The sequence below is a fragment of the Microcoleus sp. bin48.metabat.b7b8b9.023 genome (assembly GCF_013299185.1).
Taxonomy (GTDB): Bacteria; Cyanobacteriota; Cyanobacteriia; order Cyanobacteriales; family Microcoleaceae; genus Microcoleus.
Map to the genome: position 1 here is coordinate 86,256 of NZ_JAAFKG010000010.1, position 14,632 is coordinate 100,887.

Here is a 14,632-nt window from a genome sequence, read left to right on the forward strand (position 1 = left end):
GAATAGAAATATACAGCATAAATAAAAAATCAACCTTACCCAGAACAGGAGTTTTGTTATTTTACCTGTGAATCGCCAACCTAAGGAGAACGGTGTCCGGGAGGCGACTGGCGAAAAATGCTGTACTTACCACGATAAAAGTTAATTCTGGTTGACAGTAGTTGTCAAAACCAAAAAGTGGTGCAGGGTTTTTACCGTTTCCCCTGCTTTGCAGTCTCTGAGGAGAGGCTAAACCCTCTACTAGAACAGCCTGAGGAGATTGGCACACAATTTGACAGGTGGTCAGGCGGATGTTTGAGTCACCTTGTTTAATAAAATTGAGGAAATGCTCGCTTAGCAGCATTGCAGGACTTAGGATTAAATAAGTCCTGCTTTATCATAGGTTCGTAGTAAGGACTTTAGTCCTCCCTCTTGAATTTAGAAAGAAAGGACTGAAGTCCTTACTACAAACTTGTAGGTTATGTTTTACTCGCTACGTGTCTTGTCGCAAAATCTCTCGCACTTCCATTAAAATCTGTCCCAACATATTTTTGCCACTGCCATCTTTCCCACAACCCCAATAGTAATCTCCGGGTGCATTTTCGACTATTTCTTCATCTGCGGTAGCGAGTAAAATTTCGCGGATATCGGCATGAGTTTCAAATTTGCGTAATACGCATTTTCGCATGATATCATCTTTGACTTGTTCCCAATCTTGGCGCAGGGGACGAGAGCGTTCGCGCCCCATTTTTGCTGCATCTTTCGGTGTTTTTGCTTGGCGAATTTGCTTGCAGTGTTCCGTTTCGGGAAACTTTTGTGCTTGAAAATAATGTTCGGTAGTCGGCCAGTATTCTCCGTCTAACTCGAATCCGTGACGAGAGAAATTAGAGAAACTGCCGTATTCGCCGAGAGTGCTGTAAAAGTAGATAGTCATATTATATCAGTTGACAGTTGACAGTTTGACTGTTTCTGGTGAGGGGTTTGGGGATATATTCACGAGCTGAATTATGTCAATACCAATGTGGTGTTTGCTATAAGTTCGATGAATTACGGATCCATTCTATTCGGGCATTGGGCATTGGGTATTGGTTATTATAACGAACAACTCACAACCAGCAAATAACAACCAACTAAAAACTTTCGTTCCTTCCTTTAGTGGCAGTCAATTTTACGTCTCTTTCATCCACTATTTTGAACTGCAAATCAATATCTTCGAGATAGGAACCGATGTAAGATAGCAGCGCATAGATGAATACAATTACCCCCACCATTTCCAAAATTTCCTCAACCGAAGCCAGCAAACCGTAGATTAAAGTTCGCTGACCTACCGCATCTGCATAATAACCGCAAACCATTTCCATGCCAAGCGCTCCACCTACATATATACTACCTGCCAGTAGAAATAAATCCCTGGTTTTTCGGGGTAAGTGCCAGAGAAACTTGAGATAAGTCAGTCCAGTAACCGCAACAAAAATCGCCCCCGGAATTACCCAAATGAAGTAAAAAAATCCTCCTAAATTCAGTGACTCTCGCAAGTCGTTAATAATTAATATTTCATGCAGGCTCAAGATTTCATCTAAAGAGAAGAATACAAAGATGAACCCTAGTGCTTTCCAATGCCGAAAATATCGATCGCCCTGTTTCTGCTTGGCAGCACCGATAACACCGAGCAAAATCCCGCAAAATAGCAAAGTAAATGACGAGTACCACGAAGGATAATTTATTTCTCTGTCTAAATTAAACAAATGAATCCAGCGTTCGCGATAGTTAAAACCGTAGCGCAGGACTTGTACGGTGAAACCAGCAACAGCAAAGAAGAGCACCCAAATGCTAAGAGAGAAGGCAACTCTCTTTGGCGAAACAGAAATAATGAATTTCATCGACTTTTTGGTAAACTAGAACAAGCAAAATAAAACTATAAAGTAAAAAATAAAAAATGCAAAGATCCGCCCTATCCGTCTCTGCCGATTGTTCTGTATAAAAAAATACTAATAGCTGAAAATGCGCGTTCAAATTCACACCTTCACTGTTCGCAAGCGGTTTGCGCTTACCATCAGCCGCGGTACAACAGCTCAAACAACGAATTTGTGGGTAAAATTAACACACGAAGGTATCGAAGGTTGGGGAGAAGCATCGCCCTTTTCCACAGGTTCTAAGCCCCAAAGTACGGAGAGTTTGCTAGCAGCATTGCAGGAAGTTGCACCGCTACTAGAAAAGTTTACTCCGTGCGATCGCCAAAAAGTCGAACAAATCTTTACAGAAATCGAGTTACCCTCGGCCGCCCGCGCCGGCATCGACATGGCAATGCACGACTGGCTGGGCAAAAAAGCAGGCTTCCCGCTGTGGAAAATGTGGGGATTAGATCGATCGCGCATTGTCCCCACATCCGTCACCATCGGCATAAATTCGCCGTCGGGTGCGAGAGACAGAGTTCGCGATTGGTTTGGCACAGATGCGACAGATCCCGCAAGCATCAAATACCGGGCTGTCAAAATCAAGTTGGGCAATCCCGAAGGAATTGAAGCCGACAAAGCTATGTTAATCGCAGTATTAGACGAAGCGCCGGCTAACATTCAAATCAGTGTAGATGCTAACGGTGGTTGGAATTTGAAAGAAGCAGTAGAAATGTGTCGCTGGCTGGAAAAATATAACATAAATTATGTCGAACAACCGCTTTCACCTGTCGCGGATATAGCTGAATTCTCGGAACTTTACCGTCAATCGCCGCTGCCAATTTTTGCTGATGAAAGTTGCTTTAATAGTTCTGATATACCCAAGTTAGCGCACTGCGTCCACGGCATCAATATCAAAATGATGAAATCCGGCGGATTGAGCGAAGCTATGCGGATGATTCACACCGCAAAAGCCTGCAATCTGCAAGTAATGTTCGGCTGCTATTCCGATAGTGCGATCGCAAATACGGCCGCCGCACAACTTTCTCCCCTAGCTGATTATTTGGATTTGGACAGTCACTTGAATTTACTAGACGATCCTTTCACGGGTGCAAGCATCGAAAATGGGTGTTTGCTGCCAAACGGGCGATCGGGATTGGGAGTGCGGCGAATTAACATTGTAGAATAGAAATATCGCTCACAACTAATCGGGAGATGCTATGATATCACCTACAGTGAACCAATGACTAAAAACTATCCTATCAAAAATGGCAAAGTTGCTATCTTGCTGCACGAGGGAATTCTCGGTGCTTCCGGCAAAACAGGCTTAGCTTTTTTGCGCTACAGCGAAGCACAAATTGTGGCAGTAATTGACCGCCAATGTCCGGGACAATCTTTGTCTGAATTAACTGGCATTCCCCAACAAGTACCGATCGTTGCTTCCGTTGCAGAAGCACTGCAATTTGCACCGGATATTCTGCTAATTGGTATTGCTCCATCCGGCGGTATTTTGCCGCCGGATTGGCTGCCAGAAATCAATGAAGCGGTAGCAGCAGGTTTGTCAGTTGTCAATGGTTTGCACGCGAAACTTGCACCTTTGATAACGGTTCCGTTAACCGAAAATCAATGGATTTGGGACGTGCGTCAGGAACCGAAGTCTGTTGGGGCGATCGCCTGTGCCGCCGCTGCTAAATTAAGCTGTCGCCGCGTGTTAACCGTCGGCACAGATATGAGCATTGGCAAAATGTCAACAAGTTTGGAACTCAATCGCACTTGTTTGCAGCGCGGTTTGCGTTCCAAATTTTTAGCAACCGGACAAACGGGTTTAATGATTGGAAATGAAGGCATTGCTTTGGATGCAGTGCGAGTTGATTTTGCTGCCGGTGCTGTAGAACAAGCGGTGATAAAATTGGGTTCTGAATGCGATATTCTGCACGTAGAAGGGCAAGGTTCGCTATTGCATCCGGGTTCGACGGCGACTCTGCCACTGTTGCGGGGCGCGCAGCCAACTCACTTAATTTTAGCGCACCGAGCCGGACAAACTCACATTTGCAATCACCCTCACGTATCGATTCCTAGTTTGTTGAAAGTGGTTGAATTGTACGAAATGGTGGCCGCTGCTGCGGGTGCTTTTGTTGGGGCAAAAGTCAGCGCGATCGCTCTGAATACTCATCACTTAAATGAAGCTGAAGCACAATTAGCAATAGCTGAAGTTCAAGGGGAAACGGGATTGCTTTGTACCGATCCGGTACGGTTTGGTGCGGAGGTGTTGTTAAGGGCGATCGACAATTAGTATGCTACAATAAATTTCAATTGAAGATGCAAAGCCATGACACAATCAATTCAAGCAAAAACATTGACCCTCAACGATGTCAAAACAAAATTTAACTTCGAGTTTTGTGAAGACGAGCAATTCTTCCGGGAGTGGATTGACAATTTACCAGAAATTACTGAGGTCGAAAAGCGATATCTTGATAAAGTAAAGGCAGGCTATACTAACAGTGCCGACCACTCCATGATAGAAGATACTGTAAAAATGGTGGTACTTGCTCCCTTGCTATTTTTAGCAGATTTATACCTCAATCCCTTTCACATAGAGGCAGAAAAATCGGTGGAACTTGTCACCGTGGATGAAGGTATGCTTGTCAGGGGAAGTATAGATGTTCTGCTTTTAATTGAATCTTTTTGGGTGGTGGCGATCGAAGCCAAGCGATCGCAATATTCCGTTGAAGCTGGACTTCCTCAATTGCTATTTTATATGCTGAATGACCCAAATTCAGAACAACCAACGTTTGGGCTTCTGACAAATGGCAGCAGTTTCCGATTCATTAAAGTGACTAAACAAGATACACCGCAGTATGCCGTCTCTAAGCTTTTCGATATTGCGAATCCCGGCAACGAAATTTACGAAGTATTTCGCGTTTTGAAACGGCTAGCTAGTATAATTTCCAGCAATACCTCTTCTACTTAAATACATAATATGGAACTAGATTCTGAAAGTAACAATAACTTCACTAAAGCTCACTTTGACTTTGACAAGTTACCCCAACTCACTAACCCTTGGCGAGAGCTAAAGCTGCAAGGAGTAGCTTTAGGTTTGATTCGCTTGCCTGCGGGAGATGGCTACACATTTACTCACAGCCACGCAGAACAAGAAGAAGTTTATATTGTAGTTGAAGGCCAAGGCCTGATGGTTGTAGATGGTGAACTATTGACACTTGAGGGCGGCGATATTGTGAGAGTTTCTCCGTCAGCGAAGAGAGCATTAAAAGCGGGTGAAAATACAGCCTTGTTTGTTATCTGTACTGGAGGATTGGCCGCTGGTTATCCCAAGCAGCCCAACGCGCGCTATCTGATAGATGATGGCATTCCCGATTATGACGATGTTCCGCCTTGGTATGAGGGAAATCCCGAAATTGTCGAGAGAAATGCGCGGTTAAAAGAAAGGATGTTGAAAGCTCAAGCCAAACGAGATAGCCAGCAGGAATCATCATGATTGCAAGTTCTGTTTCCTTACCCCCAGAATGCACAATCCGCCAAGCGTCGGAGCAAGATATCAAATCAATTAGAAAGTTAGTTTGGAGCGCCAAACTCGATCCGACTCAGTTGCGCTGGGAGCAATTTTGGGCGATCGAATGTGATGGGAAATTGGTTGCTTGCGGACAATTGCGGAAGTTTGCGGGCGCGCAAGAGTTGGGTAGTTTGGTGGTGGCGAAGGATTGGCGCGATCGCGGTTTGGGCATTTATCTGACAAAACATTTAATTCAACAGGCTACAGAACCGCTATACTTAGAATGTTTGGGAAAGCGACTCGCATCATTTTATACTCGCTTTGGCTTTGTAGAAGTTTCTGTGGAAGATTTGCCACAGTCCCTGAAATTCAAGTTCGGTTTGTCTCAGTTAGGTAAAACTTTATTCAGAATTCCGGTAACAATTATGCAGTATCAAGCAGGTTCTTGATAATTATGACTTTTATGAATTTGAGATTCTGAATTTATGAATTGATTTTAAGTTCGACTTGTTAAATAATTGGGATTACAGGCTCGGTTCGTAGTGAGGACTTCAGTCCTCATCAGACGAGAGAGGACTGAAGTCCTCACTACGAACTTAAAATCGGTTCGTAGTGAGGACTTCAGTCCTCATCAGACGAGAGAGGACTGAAGTCCTCACTACGAACCTCTGACTCACGCACTAGATATGTATGGATGTTCCGGATTGCCCGATCGACTTTGCGTAAACTCAGGATTCACAGCCTGCGGTAGTCCAGTTGCCTAAATTGGCACAGCTACCAGTCAGATGAGTAGGCTGAAACTATTGATAAATCGTTGTTTCCAGACCGAGAAGTGTCCTGTGCCAGTACCAGACGATAAAAGTGTCAGGGCGATCGCACCAAACACATTCGATTCCTGGGAAATTAGTAAGTGTCAAGCAAACGAGTCACAACCGAGTCAAAAAATCAAGCCCAAAAATAAAACATCTTCACAGCAGCAGTAATGCGGAATCACCCAAGCGCTAGTGTAGATAACCACATCTACCCTTGAGGTAAATCCCACCCACGGCTCAACCACTAAATCGTTAATTCAATACCTCGGAATTACCGAATTTAAACTCCCGCAACCGCTTCTCAAATCCCTCTTACATTTTAAAAATTCTTGGACTTCGATCCGGATAAAACGACTGAAGACAAGAACAATGAAATATCAGGGCAATCAATCAATCTCAATCGAGGAAATGCAGCCTGTCAAATAGCACAAACCGACAATTACACACCCATATATTGTAAGACAACAGGAGTAAATATTATGTTCAACGCAATCAAAGCTTTCGGCTCTCTCTTCTCCACTCAAGGATACAGCACAGCCAACAATCTGTTAATCAAAAATTACGTCAACACCAACTTTAACTATTTCAACGAAGAAGCAATCGTCGATGAATCGATTTATCCGAATCAAACAGGTCGCGTCCGCTTCCAAGGTAGCTGGTGGCCCGCACGGTGCGATCGCCAAATCACCCTCACACCCGGAGACACGGTTTATGTGATCGGCGTTGACAGCATCACTCTATTAGTTTCCCTCGTTCCCGCAGACTAAAACTAAATCAGAGCATTAACAACCAGGAAATGCAGCCTCTCAAATAGCAGAAACAGGCGATTAAACTTCCATATATTGTAACAAAACAGGAGTAAATATTATGTTCAACGCAATCAAAGCTTTCGGCTCTCTCTTCTCCACTCAAGGATACAGCACAGCCAACAATCTGTTAATCAAAAATTACGTCAACACCAACTTTAACTATTTCAACGAAGAAGCAATCGTCGATGAATCGATTTATCCGAATCAAACAGGTCGCGTCCGCTTCCAAGGTAGCTGGTGGCCCGCACGGTGCGATCGCCAAATCACCCTCACACCCGGAGACACGGTTTATGTGATCGGCGTTGACAGCATCACTCTATTAGTTTCCCTCGTTCCCGCAGACTAAAACTAAATCAGAGCATTAACAACCAGGAAATGCAGCCTCTCAAATAGCAGAAACAGGCGATTAAACTTCCATATATTGTAACAAAACAGGAGTAAATATTATGTTCAACGCAATCAAAGCTTTCGGCTCTCTCTTCTCCACTCAAGGATACAGCACAGCCAACAATCTGTTAATCAAAAATTACGTCAACACCAACTTTAACTATTTCAACGAAGAAGCAATCGTCGATGAATCGATTTATCCGAATCAAACAGGTCGCGTCCGCTTCCAAGGTAGCTGGTGGCCCGCACGGTGCGATCGCCAAATCACTCTCACACCCGGAGACACGGTTTATGTCATCGGCGTTGACAGCATCACTCTGTTAGTTTCCCTCACTCCCGCAGACTAAATCAGAGCTTCAAAAATCAGGAAATGCAACCTTTCAAATAGCATACACAGGCGATAAAACTTCGATATTTTAACACAACAGGAGTCAGGGAAATGTTTAACTTAGCAAAAGCTTTCGGTTCGATTTTTTCTGTTCACACCCACAGCACAGAAAACAATATGTTAGTGGACAACTACATCAATACCAATTTTATCTATTTCAACGAAGAAGCAGTCGTCGATGAATCGATTTACCCGAATCAAACAGGTCGCGTCCGCTTCCAAGGTAGCTGGTGGCCCGCACGGTGCGATCGCCAAATCACCCTCACACCCGGAGATACTGTTTATGTCATCGGCGTTGACAAAATCACTCTTTTAGTTTCCCTCACTCCCGCCGACTAAACCAGAAAGTAATCTAAACCTTTTCACGGTTAGAGCCCGGACTTCTTTAAGAAGTCGGGGCTCTAACTATTCTGTTGTTTATAAGACTTACGCATTATGCCTAGGGCTAGGGGCAACCACGGGGGGATTGCCCCTACAATATCCTTGCAATTTAGCTTAAATACCCCTTTTATTTCTTAGCCCGCGGAGGCGGGCTTTGTTTCTGTAGTAGCGGTTTCAACCGCCGAATTCTAAAGGAGGTAAGCTGTTGTGCGCTACAATAAAATGGCATTTTTGAGAGCTTGTTTGTTAGGGCGATCGCCAATTTTAGATTCGCTACTTTCTGGACTGACTGCTGCTGTTTCTGATGCTTTAGCGATCGGCGGTAGCGGTTCCAGCAGTTTGGATTGAGCTTCCCCAATTGAAGGGTAATTTGCAGCCCAGGATGAAAGCGCTTCTGAAAGGACATCGCTCTCATCAGCTAAGGGTTCAATTAGCTGCGCTAGTTCAGTTAATTGTGCCGCCGAAAAGAGCGATCGCTGCTGGGTTAACAGTTCGATAAACGAGTCGATCTGTTGTTCGGGGACTGACATCGATTCGCGTTGGATTTTGTGAATTGTTTGCTGCACAAATTCTACGGACAAATCTAATAATTGTGCGATCGTCTCTAAATTTATCCCCAACCCGATCGTGCGACGAATGGCTTCTAACTTCGCCTGCTGCTCACCTTGTTCGATCCCTTCTTCTAAACCTTCTTGCTTGACTTCTTGGTAAAAACGAGTGTTTCTGAGTTCGCTTAAATTTAGCATGATGGCAATTTCCTCGCGGCTTTTTTGGGGGAGTTTGTAGACAATGATTGTTTCGATGAGGTTGATTAAATCGCGTAGAACGATCGGATCGGATAACTGTTGGCGGGCAAGAGCGATCGATTCCCTTGCTTGTTCTGCTGCTGTCTCTGCTGGCTCGATTACCAGTTTAACAACTTTCACTCCCAGGGAGCGATCGGCGGCTTCTGGCAATTCATCAAGGTAAATCCGTTGGACACGCTGACTGGTTAAGAGTTCCTGAAATTGCAGCATCTGTTCGTGTTCGATGCGACGATTGGGATAGATGACAACGACGCGCCAAGGATTGACGGGTTTGTATTGTCGCAAGTAGAGAAAGAGTTCGCCAAAGATGCGGTAGTACAAGTCGGCATCGGGTTGAAACTGAACTTCCGCCAAGTAAAATGGTTTTTCCGGTGCTTCGGTTGTGGGCAGAAATAACCCATCCATGCGGAATGCCAGTTGTTTGATTTCGCGGGAGGTGAATTCATAGGCGGCGGCTTCTTCTGGAGGGCGATCGATTAGTTCAAAGAAGAACCTGGGGAATTCTTGAAACAGGCTGTAGAAAATGGTGTCTGTTTTCATGAGTTGTCGATGGGAATCGAAGATGGCTACTATACCATGCCAAAAGAGAACTATGACACAAGAACCCACGATCGGGGAAATCGATTTTTAGGCTGGGCAACATTTTATGCTATTGTCTAACTTTGTTTTTACAGGAAATTTCGGATAAAATGGTCGATAACAAAGATACTATAGAAGTGCCTTTACGACCTCTTGTTTGGATGGGAGACTCTCGCAAAAATATCCGCGAGTTTCCTGAAGAGGTACAAAAAGCGGTAGGTTATGCCCTACAACTGGTGCAAGCTGGGGAAACACCTTTGTCAGCCAAGGCTTTTAAAGGGGTGGAAAGCGGTGTGTATGAAATCGTCAAACGTTACGATACCGATACTTACAGGGCGGTTTATGCTGTAAAAATTGGTGAAACAATCTATGTGTTGCACGCTTTTCAAAAGAAATCAAAGCAAGGGATTAAAACCCCACAGGCTGATGTTGACTTAATTAAAAAACGCTATCAAGACGCACTAGCGAGGGAGAAAAAATTATGACAGAAGAAACCATTTTTGAAGAAAGCAGCGGGAATGTATTTGCTGACCTTGGATTGGCAGATGCTGATGAACTTTTTGCGCGAGGTAAAATCGGAATTTACGTGCTTCGTCTGTTGAAAAATCGCAACTTGGAACAGCGTGAAATGAGCGAATTACTGGGCATTCCACAGCCAGAAGTCTCTCATTTAATGAACGGAGAGTTTCAGCGGTTCAGCGAAGGAAAACTACTGATTTTCCTGAAACGACTCGATACGGAAATCACCTTACATCTTCGCCCTCGTAATGCGGGAAATCAATCTGCTGAAACTGTGATATTGCTATAGGACTTTGGGGAACCGATCGCCTTTTTGAATTTTTTCGCAAAGGCGATCGGGATTTCTAGCTTTTATCTATTTCACTCGTCTCTCTCATCTTTCTGCAAGGCTGTCAGGATTTGAAAGCACAGCTTGAGCAGAAACAGCAGCAATCCTGCGTGGGGATTGAGGCAAGTGGCAACGCCCACCACTGCAAACTCGGTTACTTTCAGCAGTTTCTTCTTATTTGAAATCTTCATCTTGGTCATCTTTGTTGAAACTCTCAACAATCTGCCAAATGCAAGACAGGAGGCTGGTTTTAGATCCGATCGCCTAACGCTCAGGTTCTGTACAAGTTTGTCCAAGTTACGATCGCCTCGCTATAATTGGAGAAACCTGAAACCACTACATGACGGAACCTAGCGGGCGATCTCTGAGACTATCGCCACCTCAACTCAAAAACGCGGACATCGCATTAGCAAAATTTGGTAGCAAATCCGATTTGGCTGCTGAATTACAAATGTCGCGTAACACCATCAACAAATTTTTCAAAGGTGAAGCTGTTCAGCGCAAGCAGTTTCTTTGCATCTGCAAAAAGCTCAAACTGAAATGGGAACCCGACGATGAAAAGGTTCAGGACAAAGGTAAACCACCGAATTCACTGTCAGATCCGCCTGCGGAGAGCCTGAAAGATGATATTGATGTCTTAGTTCAGCAAGTACGATCGCGCCTTCACGATGACATCCAACGGTTGCACGGCACCATGCCACTTTGGGGGGTCGATCGTTGGGTGCTGTTGGGTGAGTTGTTTGTGGATGTCAACATTCTGGAGGAACTCAGTAGTAGTCGTAAATCGGAATACGATGATTTGTGCGAAGATTTCAGGAAAAATCCCAGCCATCAAGGTTTCGATCGCATGGGCTTGGGCAAGGAACAGAAACGAGTGCCGGGGTTAGAAGTGCTGGCGAAGAATACAAACCTAATGGTTGTGGGCAAACCGGGTTCGGGGAAAACCACGTATTTGCAACGAGTGGTGACGGAGTGCAATGCAGGGAATTTACAAGCGCACCGGATTCCGGTTTTGATTAGGCTGCGGGATTTTGTCGAGGATGGGCGTGAGGTTGCCTATTCGCTAGAGCGTTATCTAAAGGAATGCTGGCGGTTATTGGATGCAGAAACTCAATTGATATTCGATCGAGGTCGATCGCTGGTATTGCTGGATGGGTTGGATGAGGTGACGGGAGAAGATGGGAAGAACATCGCCAAGGAAATCAAGCGGTTTGCTCGTACTTATCCACAGGCGCAGGTAATTGTAACTTGTCGGACGCAGAGTCACGAATCGCAGTTTGAGCGGTTTGATTATGTGGAGGTAGCGGATTTTAATGAGCCACAGGTGCGATCGTTTGCGGAACATTGGTTTAAGGCGGTAATGAGAGATGAGTCAGGAGGATTGCCGAAAGCGCGAGAGTTTTTAGAACAACTATGTGTAGAGGCAAATAAGCCGATTCGGGAGTTAACGATTACGCCGATTTTGCTGAGTTTGACTTGTGCGGTGTTTCACCAGACGGGGAAGTTTTACTCGAAGCGTTCCAAGCTTTATGAAGAAGGGTTGGAGTTATTGCTAGAGCAGTGGGACAAGTCGCGGGAGATCGATCGGGATGAGATTTATCGTGATTTGTCGCTAGAGCGAAAGCTGGAGTTATTAAGCTTTCTGGCAGTGAAGAAGTTTGAGCAAGAGCAATATGTGTTGTTTAAGCAGGCAGAAATTGAGGGATATATTGCGGAGTTTTTGGGGATTGGGCAGCGGGATAGTCGGACAGTGTTGAGGGCAATGGAAGCGCAGCATGGGTTGTTAATTGAGAGGGCACAGAAGGTTTGGTCGTTTTCGCACCTTACTTTTCAAGAGTATTTGGTGGCGAAGTGGTTTTGCAGAATTCAGAAAGAATCTGGGTTCCTTAATAAGCTATTGACACATATAACAGAAAAACGGTGGCGAGAAGTTTTTTTGCTAACCACCAGCATGATGAAAGATGCAGATGCTTTTCTATACTTGATGAAAATAAAAGTTGACTCAGTTATAGATTCTGATTTAAAGCTACAACGATTTATTGGATGGGTGAATCAAAAATGTAGTACCATTCAAGCTAGACATAAGTCATCAGCAGTTCGTGCGTTCTACTTCGATCTTGGCTGTGAATTTGACTTGAAAGAAAAAGATATTGCATTATATATTGAGCCGAACTTCTTCTCTGATCCTCAAATAGCAATCGACGATCGGAAAGTGTCTAAATTTTATTCTGAAACTGAATATACTTTTGCTCTTGAAGTGGCTCTTTGCAGCACTATTCGCTTTTATAGCTCATCCTTTCTTCAGCATCCTTCTACTGGCAATCTCGACCTTGCCTTAAAACTTACTCCTGATTCTTCTCCATTAAAAAGAATACTTTGGAGATTCAAAGATAATTTACAGCGGTCTTATAAAAATAAAGATCAATTTAGCGCATTGTGGATGGCTTATGGAATAGGATGGACGAAGGATCTGAGAGAGCTAATAATAAAACATCAGAATATTTGTCATGCTTGGGAATTCAGTAGTCAGCAAAAAGAGCTGTTGCATAAATATCATTATGTCAATATGTTGTTGCTAGAATGTCTCAACATTTGTACAGTCTGTAAAGATATAAAAAGAGAAATTGAGGAATCTTTGCTGTTACCGATCGCCGAAATCGAAAAACGCAAACGTGAAAAAGCCGAGTAGGGCGATTCCACTCAAACTATCGATCGCCCTTTTGTTACAATCACAGTAAGTCCCATCCTCACATTACCGAAGTATGCAAATTATCCTAGAAGTCCCCGATCGCCTCGGCGAAAAACTACACGCATTGGGCGATCGCCTCCCAGAAGCCCTCGATCGCGCACTCCAGGAACTCATCTCCCCAGAAACCATCACCTACCAAGACGATCGCCAAATCGTCGAACTGCTTGCGAGTCAACCCAGCCCAGAAGTTATTCTCGCCATCCGCCCCACGCCTGCATTACAAGCCCGGATGAGCGAATTGCTCGATCGCAATAAATCGGGTACTCTCTCGCGATCGGAAGAAGTCGAACTCGATCGATATTTGCTCTTAGAACATTGGGTGCGCTTAGCCAAAGCTCACGCTTACAAACACTTGTCGATATAGAAAACATTGCTATTATTGATGCCATAACTCGATCGATACAAGATACCGGAAAAAAAACTTAAATATCTACCGATACTTTCGGCATCTCTTATCTAATTTCGGCAGGGTTTATTTAAATCAACCCTGCCTTCAGTATGCTTAAATAAGCTTAGACACTCACCAACCAGATTTAAACCAGTGAACTTTCAATCAGTCATTGCCACCTTAAACAAATTCTGGAGCGATCGAGGATGCCTGATCGCCCAATCCTACGACACAGAAAAAGGGGCGGGAACCATGAATCCCCACACCTTTCTCAGGGCGATCGGGCCGGAACCTTGGTCAGTCGCTTACGTCGAACCCTGTCGCCGCCCCACCGACGGACGTTACGGCGAAAATCCGAATCGATTTCAACATTACTATCAATATCAAGTTCTAATTAAGCCATCTCCTCCTAATATCCAAGAAATCTATTTAGACTCGCTGAGAGCTTTGGGAATTAAACCAGAAGACCACGACATTCGCTTCGTAGAAGATAACTGGGAAGCGCCCACATTAGGTGCTTGGGGCGTTGGTTGGGAAGTTTGGCTTGATGGGATGGAAATTACCCAATTTACCTATTTTCAACAGTGCGGTGGCATTGATTGTCGCCCGGTTTCGATTGAGATTACCTACGGGCTAGAACGCCTCGCAATGTATCTCCAAGAAGTTGATGCGATGACTAAAATTCAGTGGAAAGATGGCGTCACTTACGGCGATGTTCACCTGCAAGGGGAAATAGAACAGTGTACTTATAACTTTGAAGCTTCTAATCCTGAATTGCTGTTTACGCTGTTTGGATTGTACGAGCAAGAGGCGGAACAATTGACTAAGAAAGGATTGGTTCTGCCGAGTCTTGATTATGTGTTAAAATGTTCCCATACTTTCAATTTGCTGGATGCTAGAGGTGTGATTTCGGTGACGGAAAGAACTCGCTACATTACCAAGATTCGGAATTTGGCGCGGCGGGTGGCTCAGCTTTATTTGGAACAGCGCGAACAGTTGGGTTTTCCATTGGAAAAAGCTGTGAAGGTTTGAGTTTGAATTTGATTGTGGGGCGGGCATCTTGCCTGCTTTAAGAACGGGCAAGATGCCCGTTCCACAAAGAAT

At 44.4% G+C, this 14,632-nt stretch carries 20 protein-coding genes; 15 read left to right on the forward strand and 5 right to left on the reverse strand.

Annotated elements, in window-relative coordinates; genetic code table 11:
* Window positions 1-61: 61 nt before the first annotated feature.
* The 3 genes from QZW82_RS08470 to QZW82_RS08480 all read right to left on the reverse strand — a co-directional run bounded on the left by QZW82_RS08470 (window position 62) and on the right by QZW82_RS08480 (window position 1,859).
* Window positions 62-343, reverse strand: coding sequence for a hypothetical protein (locus QZW82_RS08470; RefSeq protein WP_293147008.1), 282 nt, complete (start codon window positions 341-343; stop codon window positions 62-64).
* 129 nt (window positions 344-472) lie between these two features.
* On the reverse strand, window positions 473-913 hold the full coding sequence (locus QZW82_RS08475) for an NADAR family protein (protein ID WP_293147010.1): 441 nt from the start codon (window positions 911-913) through the stop codon (window positions 473-475).
* Window positions 914-1,109: 196 nt separating this feature from the next.
* Window positions 1,110-1,859 (reverse strand): hypothetical protein, encoded by a 750-nt coding sequence (locus tag QZW82_RS08480; protein ID WP_293147012.1) that lies wholly within the window; start codon window positions 1,857-1,859, stop codon window positions 1,110-1,112.
* A gap of 121 nt (window positions 1,860-1,980) precedes the next feature.
* Between QZW82_RS08480 and QZW82_RS08485 the strand changes: the two genes are divergently transcribed.
* The 10 genes from QZW82_RS08485 to QZW82_RS08530 all read left to right on the forward strand — a co-directional run bounded on the left by QZW82_RS08485 (window position 1,981) and on the right by QZW82_RS08530 (window position 8,117).
* A complete protein-coding gene (locus QZW82_RS08485; protein WP_293147014.1) occupies window positions 1,981-3,060 on the forward strand; it encodes a dipeptide epimerase in 1,080 nt (359 codons plus the stop codon).
* Between the two features lie 54 nt (window positions 3,061-3,114).
* Window positions 3,115-4,164: a DUF1611 domain-containing protein gene (locus QZW82_RS08490; RefSeq protein ID WP_293147015.1), complete on the forward strand. Its 1,050-nt coding sequence runs from the start codon at window positions 3,115-3,117 to the stop codon at window positions 4,162-4,164.
* Between the two features lie 36 nt (window positions 4,165-4,200).
* Window positions 4,201-4,842: a type I restriction endonuclease gene (locus QZW82_RS08495; protein WP_293147016.1), complete on the forward strand. Its 642-nt coding sequence runs from the start codon at window positions 4,201-4,203 to the stop codon at window positions 4,840-4,842.
* 9 nt (window positions 4,843-4,851) lie between these two features.
* Window positions 4,852-5,367 (forward strand): cupin domain-containing protein, encoded by a 516-nt coding sequence (locus QZW82_RS08500; RefSeq protein ID WP_293147018.1) that lies wholly within the window; start codon window positions 4,852-4,854, stop codon window positions 5,365-5,367.
* Window positions 5,364-5,831 carry a GNAT family N-acetyltransferase gene (locus tag QZW82_RS08505; RefSeq protein WP_293147020.1) on the forward strand — a complete coding sequence of 156 codons (468 nt, stop codon included), beginning with the start codon at window positions 5,364-5,366 and terminating at the stop codon, window positions 5,829-5,831. Before QZW82_RS08500 ends, QZW82_RS08505 begins: the two co-directional genes overlap by 4 nt.
* 390 nt (window positions 5,832-6,221) lie before the next feature.
* Window positions 6,222-6,365 (forward strand): hypothetical protein, encoded by a 144-nt coding sequence (locus tag QZW82_RS08510; RefSeq protein WP_293147022.1) that lies wholly within the window; start codon window positions 6,222-6,224, stop codon window positions 6,363-6,365.
* A gap of 308 nt (window positions 6,366-6,673) precedes the next feature.
* Window positions 6,674-6,961: an NfeD family protein gene (locus tag QZW82_RS08515; RefSeq protein ID WP_293147024.1), complete on the forward strand. Its 288-nt coding sequence runs from the start codon at window positions 6,674-6,676 to the stop codon at window positions 6,959-6,961.
* Window positions 6,962-7,061: 100 nt separating this feature from the next.
* Complete coding sequence (locus tag QZW82_RS08520; RefSeq protein ID WP_293147024.1) at window positions 7,062-7,349, forward strand: NfeD family protein; 288 nt, start codon at window positions 7,062-7,064, stop codon at window positions 7,347-7,349.
* A 100-nt stretch (window positions 7,350-7,449) separates the two neighbouring features.
* The gene (locus tag QZW82_RS08525) at window positions 7,450-7,737 is read left to right on the forward strand and encodes an NfeD family protein (RefSeq protein ID WP_293147026.1); all 288 of its coding nucleotides are present in this window, start codon (window positions 7,450-7,452) and stop codon (window positions 7,735-7,737) included.
* Between the two features lie 92 nt (window positions 7,738-7,829).
* On the forward strand, window positions 7,830-8,117 hold the full coding sequence (locus QZW82_RS08530) for an NfeD family protein (protein WP_293147028.1): 288 nt from the start codon (window positions 7,830-7,832) through the stop codon (window positions 8,115-8,117).
* Window positions 8,118-8,371: 254 nt separating this feature from the next.
* Here QZW82_RS08530 and QZW82_RS08535 read toward each other — a convergent pair whose 3' ends face one another.
* A complete protein-coding gene (locus QZW82_RS08535) occupies window positions 8,372-9,505 on the reverse strand; it encodes an Rpn family recombination-promoting nuclease/putative transposase (RefSeq protein WP_293147030.1) in 1,134 nt (377 codons plus the stop codon).
* Window positions 9,506-9,654: 149 nt separating this feature from the next.
* Between QZW82_RS08535 and QZW82_RS08540 the strand changes: the two genes are divergently transcribed.
* Together QZW82_RS08540 and QZW82_RS08545 are read left to right on the forward strand one after the other, a co-directional pair.
* Complete coding sequence (locus tag QZW82_RS08540) at window positions 9,655-10,029, forward strand: type II toxin-antitoxin system RelE/ParE family toxin (RefSeq protein WP_293147032.1); 375 nt, start codon at window positions 9,655-9,657, stop codon at window positions 10,027-10,029.
* Complete coding sequence (locus QZW82_RS08545; protein WP_293147034.1) at window positions 10,026-10,352, forward strand: XRE family transcriptional regulator; 327 nt, start codon at window positions 10,026-10,028, stop codon at window positions 10,350-10,352. The genes QZW82_RS08540 and QZW82_RS08545 overlap by 4 nt, the downstream gene beginning before the upstream one ends.
* Before the next feature lie 71 nt (window positions 10,353-10,423).
* Here QZW82_RS08545 and QZW82_RS08550 read toward each other — a convergent pair whose 3' ends face one another.
* Window positions 10,424-10,582, reverse strand: coding sequence for a hypothetical protein (locus QZW82_RS08550; RefSeq protein ID WP_293147036.1), 159 nt, complete (start codon window positions 10,580-10,582; stop codon window positions 10,424-10,426).
* A gap of 149 nt (window positions 10,583-10,731) precedes the next feature.
* On the opposite strand from QZW82_RS08550, the gene QZW82_RS08555 reads away from it, so the two are divergent.
* From QZW82_RS08555 to glyQ, 3 genes are all read left to right on the forward strand, one after another.
* Complete coding sequence (locus QZW82_RS08555) at window positions 10,732-13,080, forward strand: NACHT domain-containing NTPase (RefSeq protein WP_293147038.1); 2,349 nt, start codon at window positions 10,732-10,734, stop codon at window positions 13,078-13,080.
* A 73-nt stretch (window positions 13,081-13,153) separates the two neighbouring features.
* On the forward strand, window positions 13,154-13,504 hold the full coding sequence (locus QZW82_RS08560; RefSeq protein ID WP_293147040.1) for a hypothetical protein: 351 nt from the start codon (window positions 13,154-13,156) through the stop codon (window positions 13,502-13,504).
* Between the two features lie 177 nt (window positions 13,505-13,681).
* Window positions 13,682-14,560, forward strand: coding sequence for a glycine--tRNA ligase subunit alpha (gene glyQ / locus QZW82_RS08565; RefSeq protein ID WP_293147042.1), 879 nt, complete (start codon window positions 13,682-13,684; stop codon window positions 14,558-14,560).
* Window positions 14,561-14,632 lie beyond the last annotated feature (72 nt).

Coding starts and splice junctions, on each gene's coding strand:
- QZW82_RS08470 (WP_293147008.1), bottom strand. CDS start 343: ATGCTGCTAAGCGAGCATTTCCTCAATTTTATTAAACAAGGTGACTCA.
- QZW82_RS08475 (WP_293147010.1), bottom strand. CDS start 913: ATGACTATCTACTTTTACAGCACTCTCGGCGAATACGGCAGTTTCTCT.
- QZW82_RS08480 (WP_293147012.1), bottom strand. CDS start 1,859: ATGAAATTCATTATTTCTGTTTCGCCAAAGAGAGTTGCCTTCTCTCTT.
- QZW82_RS08485 (WP_293147014.1), top strand. CDS start 1,981: ATGCGCGTTCAAATTCACACCTTCACTGTTCGCAAGCGGTTTGCGCTT.
- QZW82_RS08490 (WP_293147015.1), top strand. CDS start 3,115: ATGACTAAAAACTATCCTATCAAAAATGGCAAAGTTGCTATCTTGCTG.
- QZW82_RS08495 (WP_293147016.1), top strand. CDS start 4,201: ATGACACAATCAATTCAAGCAAAAACATTGACCCTCAACGATGTCAAA.
- QZW82_RS08500 (WP_293147018.1), top strand. CDS start 4,852: ATGGAACTAGATTCTGAAAGTAACAATAACTTCACTAAAGCTCACTTT.
- QZW82_RS08505 (WP_293147020.1), top strand. CDS start 5,364: ATGATTGCAAGTTCTGTTTCCTTACCCCCAGAATGCACAATCCGCCAA.
- QZW82_RS08515 (WP_293147024.1), top strand. CDS start 6,674: ATGTTCAACGCAATCAAAGCTTTCGGCTCTCTCTTCTCCACTCAAGGA.
- QZW82_RS08520 (WP_293147024.1), top strand. CDS start 7,062: ATGTTCAACGCAATCAAAGCTTTCGGCTCTCTCTTCTCCACTCAAGGA.
- QZW82_RS08525 (WP_293147026.1), top strand. CDS start 7,450: ATGTTCAACGCAATCAAAGCTTTCGGCTCTCTCTTCTCCACTCAAGGA.
- QZW82_RS08530 (WP_293147028.1), top strand. CDS start 7,830: ATGTTTAACTTAGCAAAAGCTTTCGGTTCGATTTTTTCTGTTCACACC.
- QZW82_RS08535 (WP_293147030.1), bottom strand. CDS start 9,505: ATGAAAACAGACACCATTTTCTACAGCCTGTTTCAAGAATTCCCCAGG.
- QZW82_RS08540 (WP_293147032.1), top strand. CDS start 9,655: ATGGTCGATAACAAAGATACTATAGAAGTGCCTTTACGACCTCTTGTT.
- QZW82_RS08545 (WP_293147034.1), top strand. CDS start 10,026: ATGACAGAAGAAACCATTTTTGAAGAAAGCAGCGGGAATGTATTTGCT.
- QZW82_RS08550 (WP_293147036.1), bottom strand. CDS start 10,582: ATGAAGATTTCAAATAAGAAGAAACTGCTGAAAGTAACCGAGTTTGCA.
- QZW82_RS08555 (WP_293147038.1), top strand. CDS start 10,732: ATGACGGAACCTAGCGGGCGATCTCTGAGACTATCGCCACCTCAACTC.
- QZW82_RS08560 (WP_293147040.1), top strand. CDS start 13,154: ATGCAAATTATCCTAGAAGTCCCCGATCGCCTCGGCGAAAAACTACAC.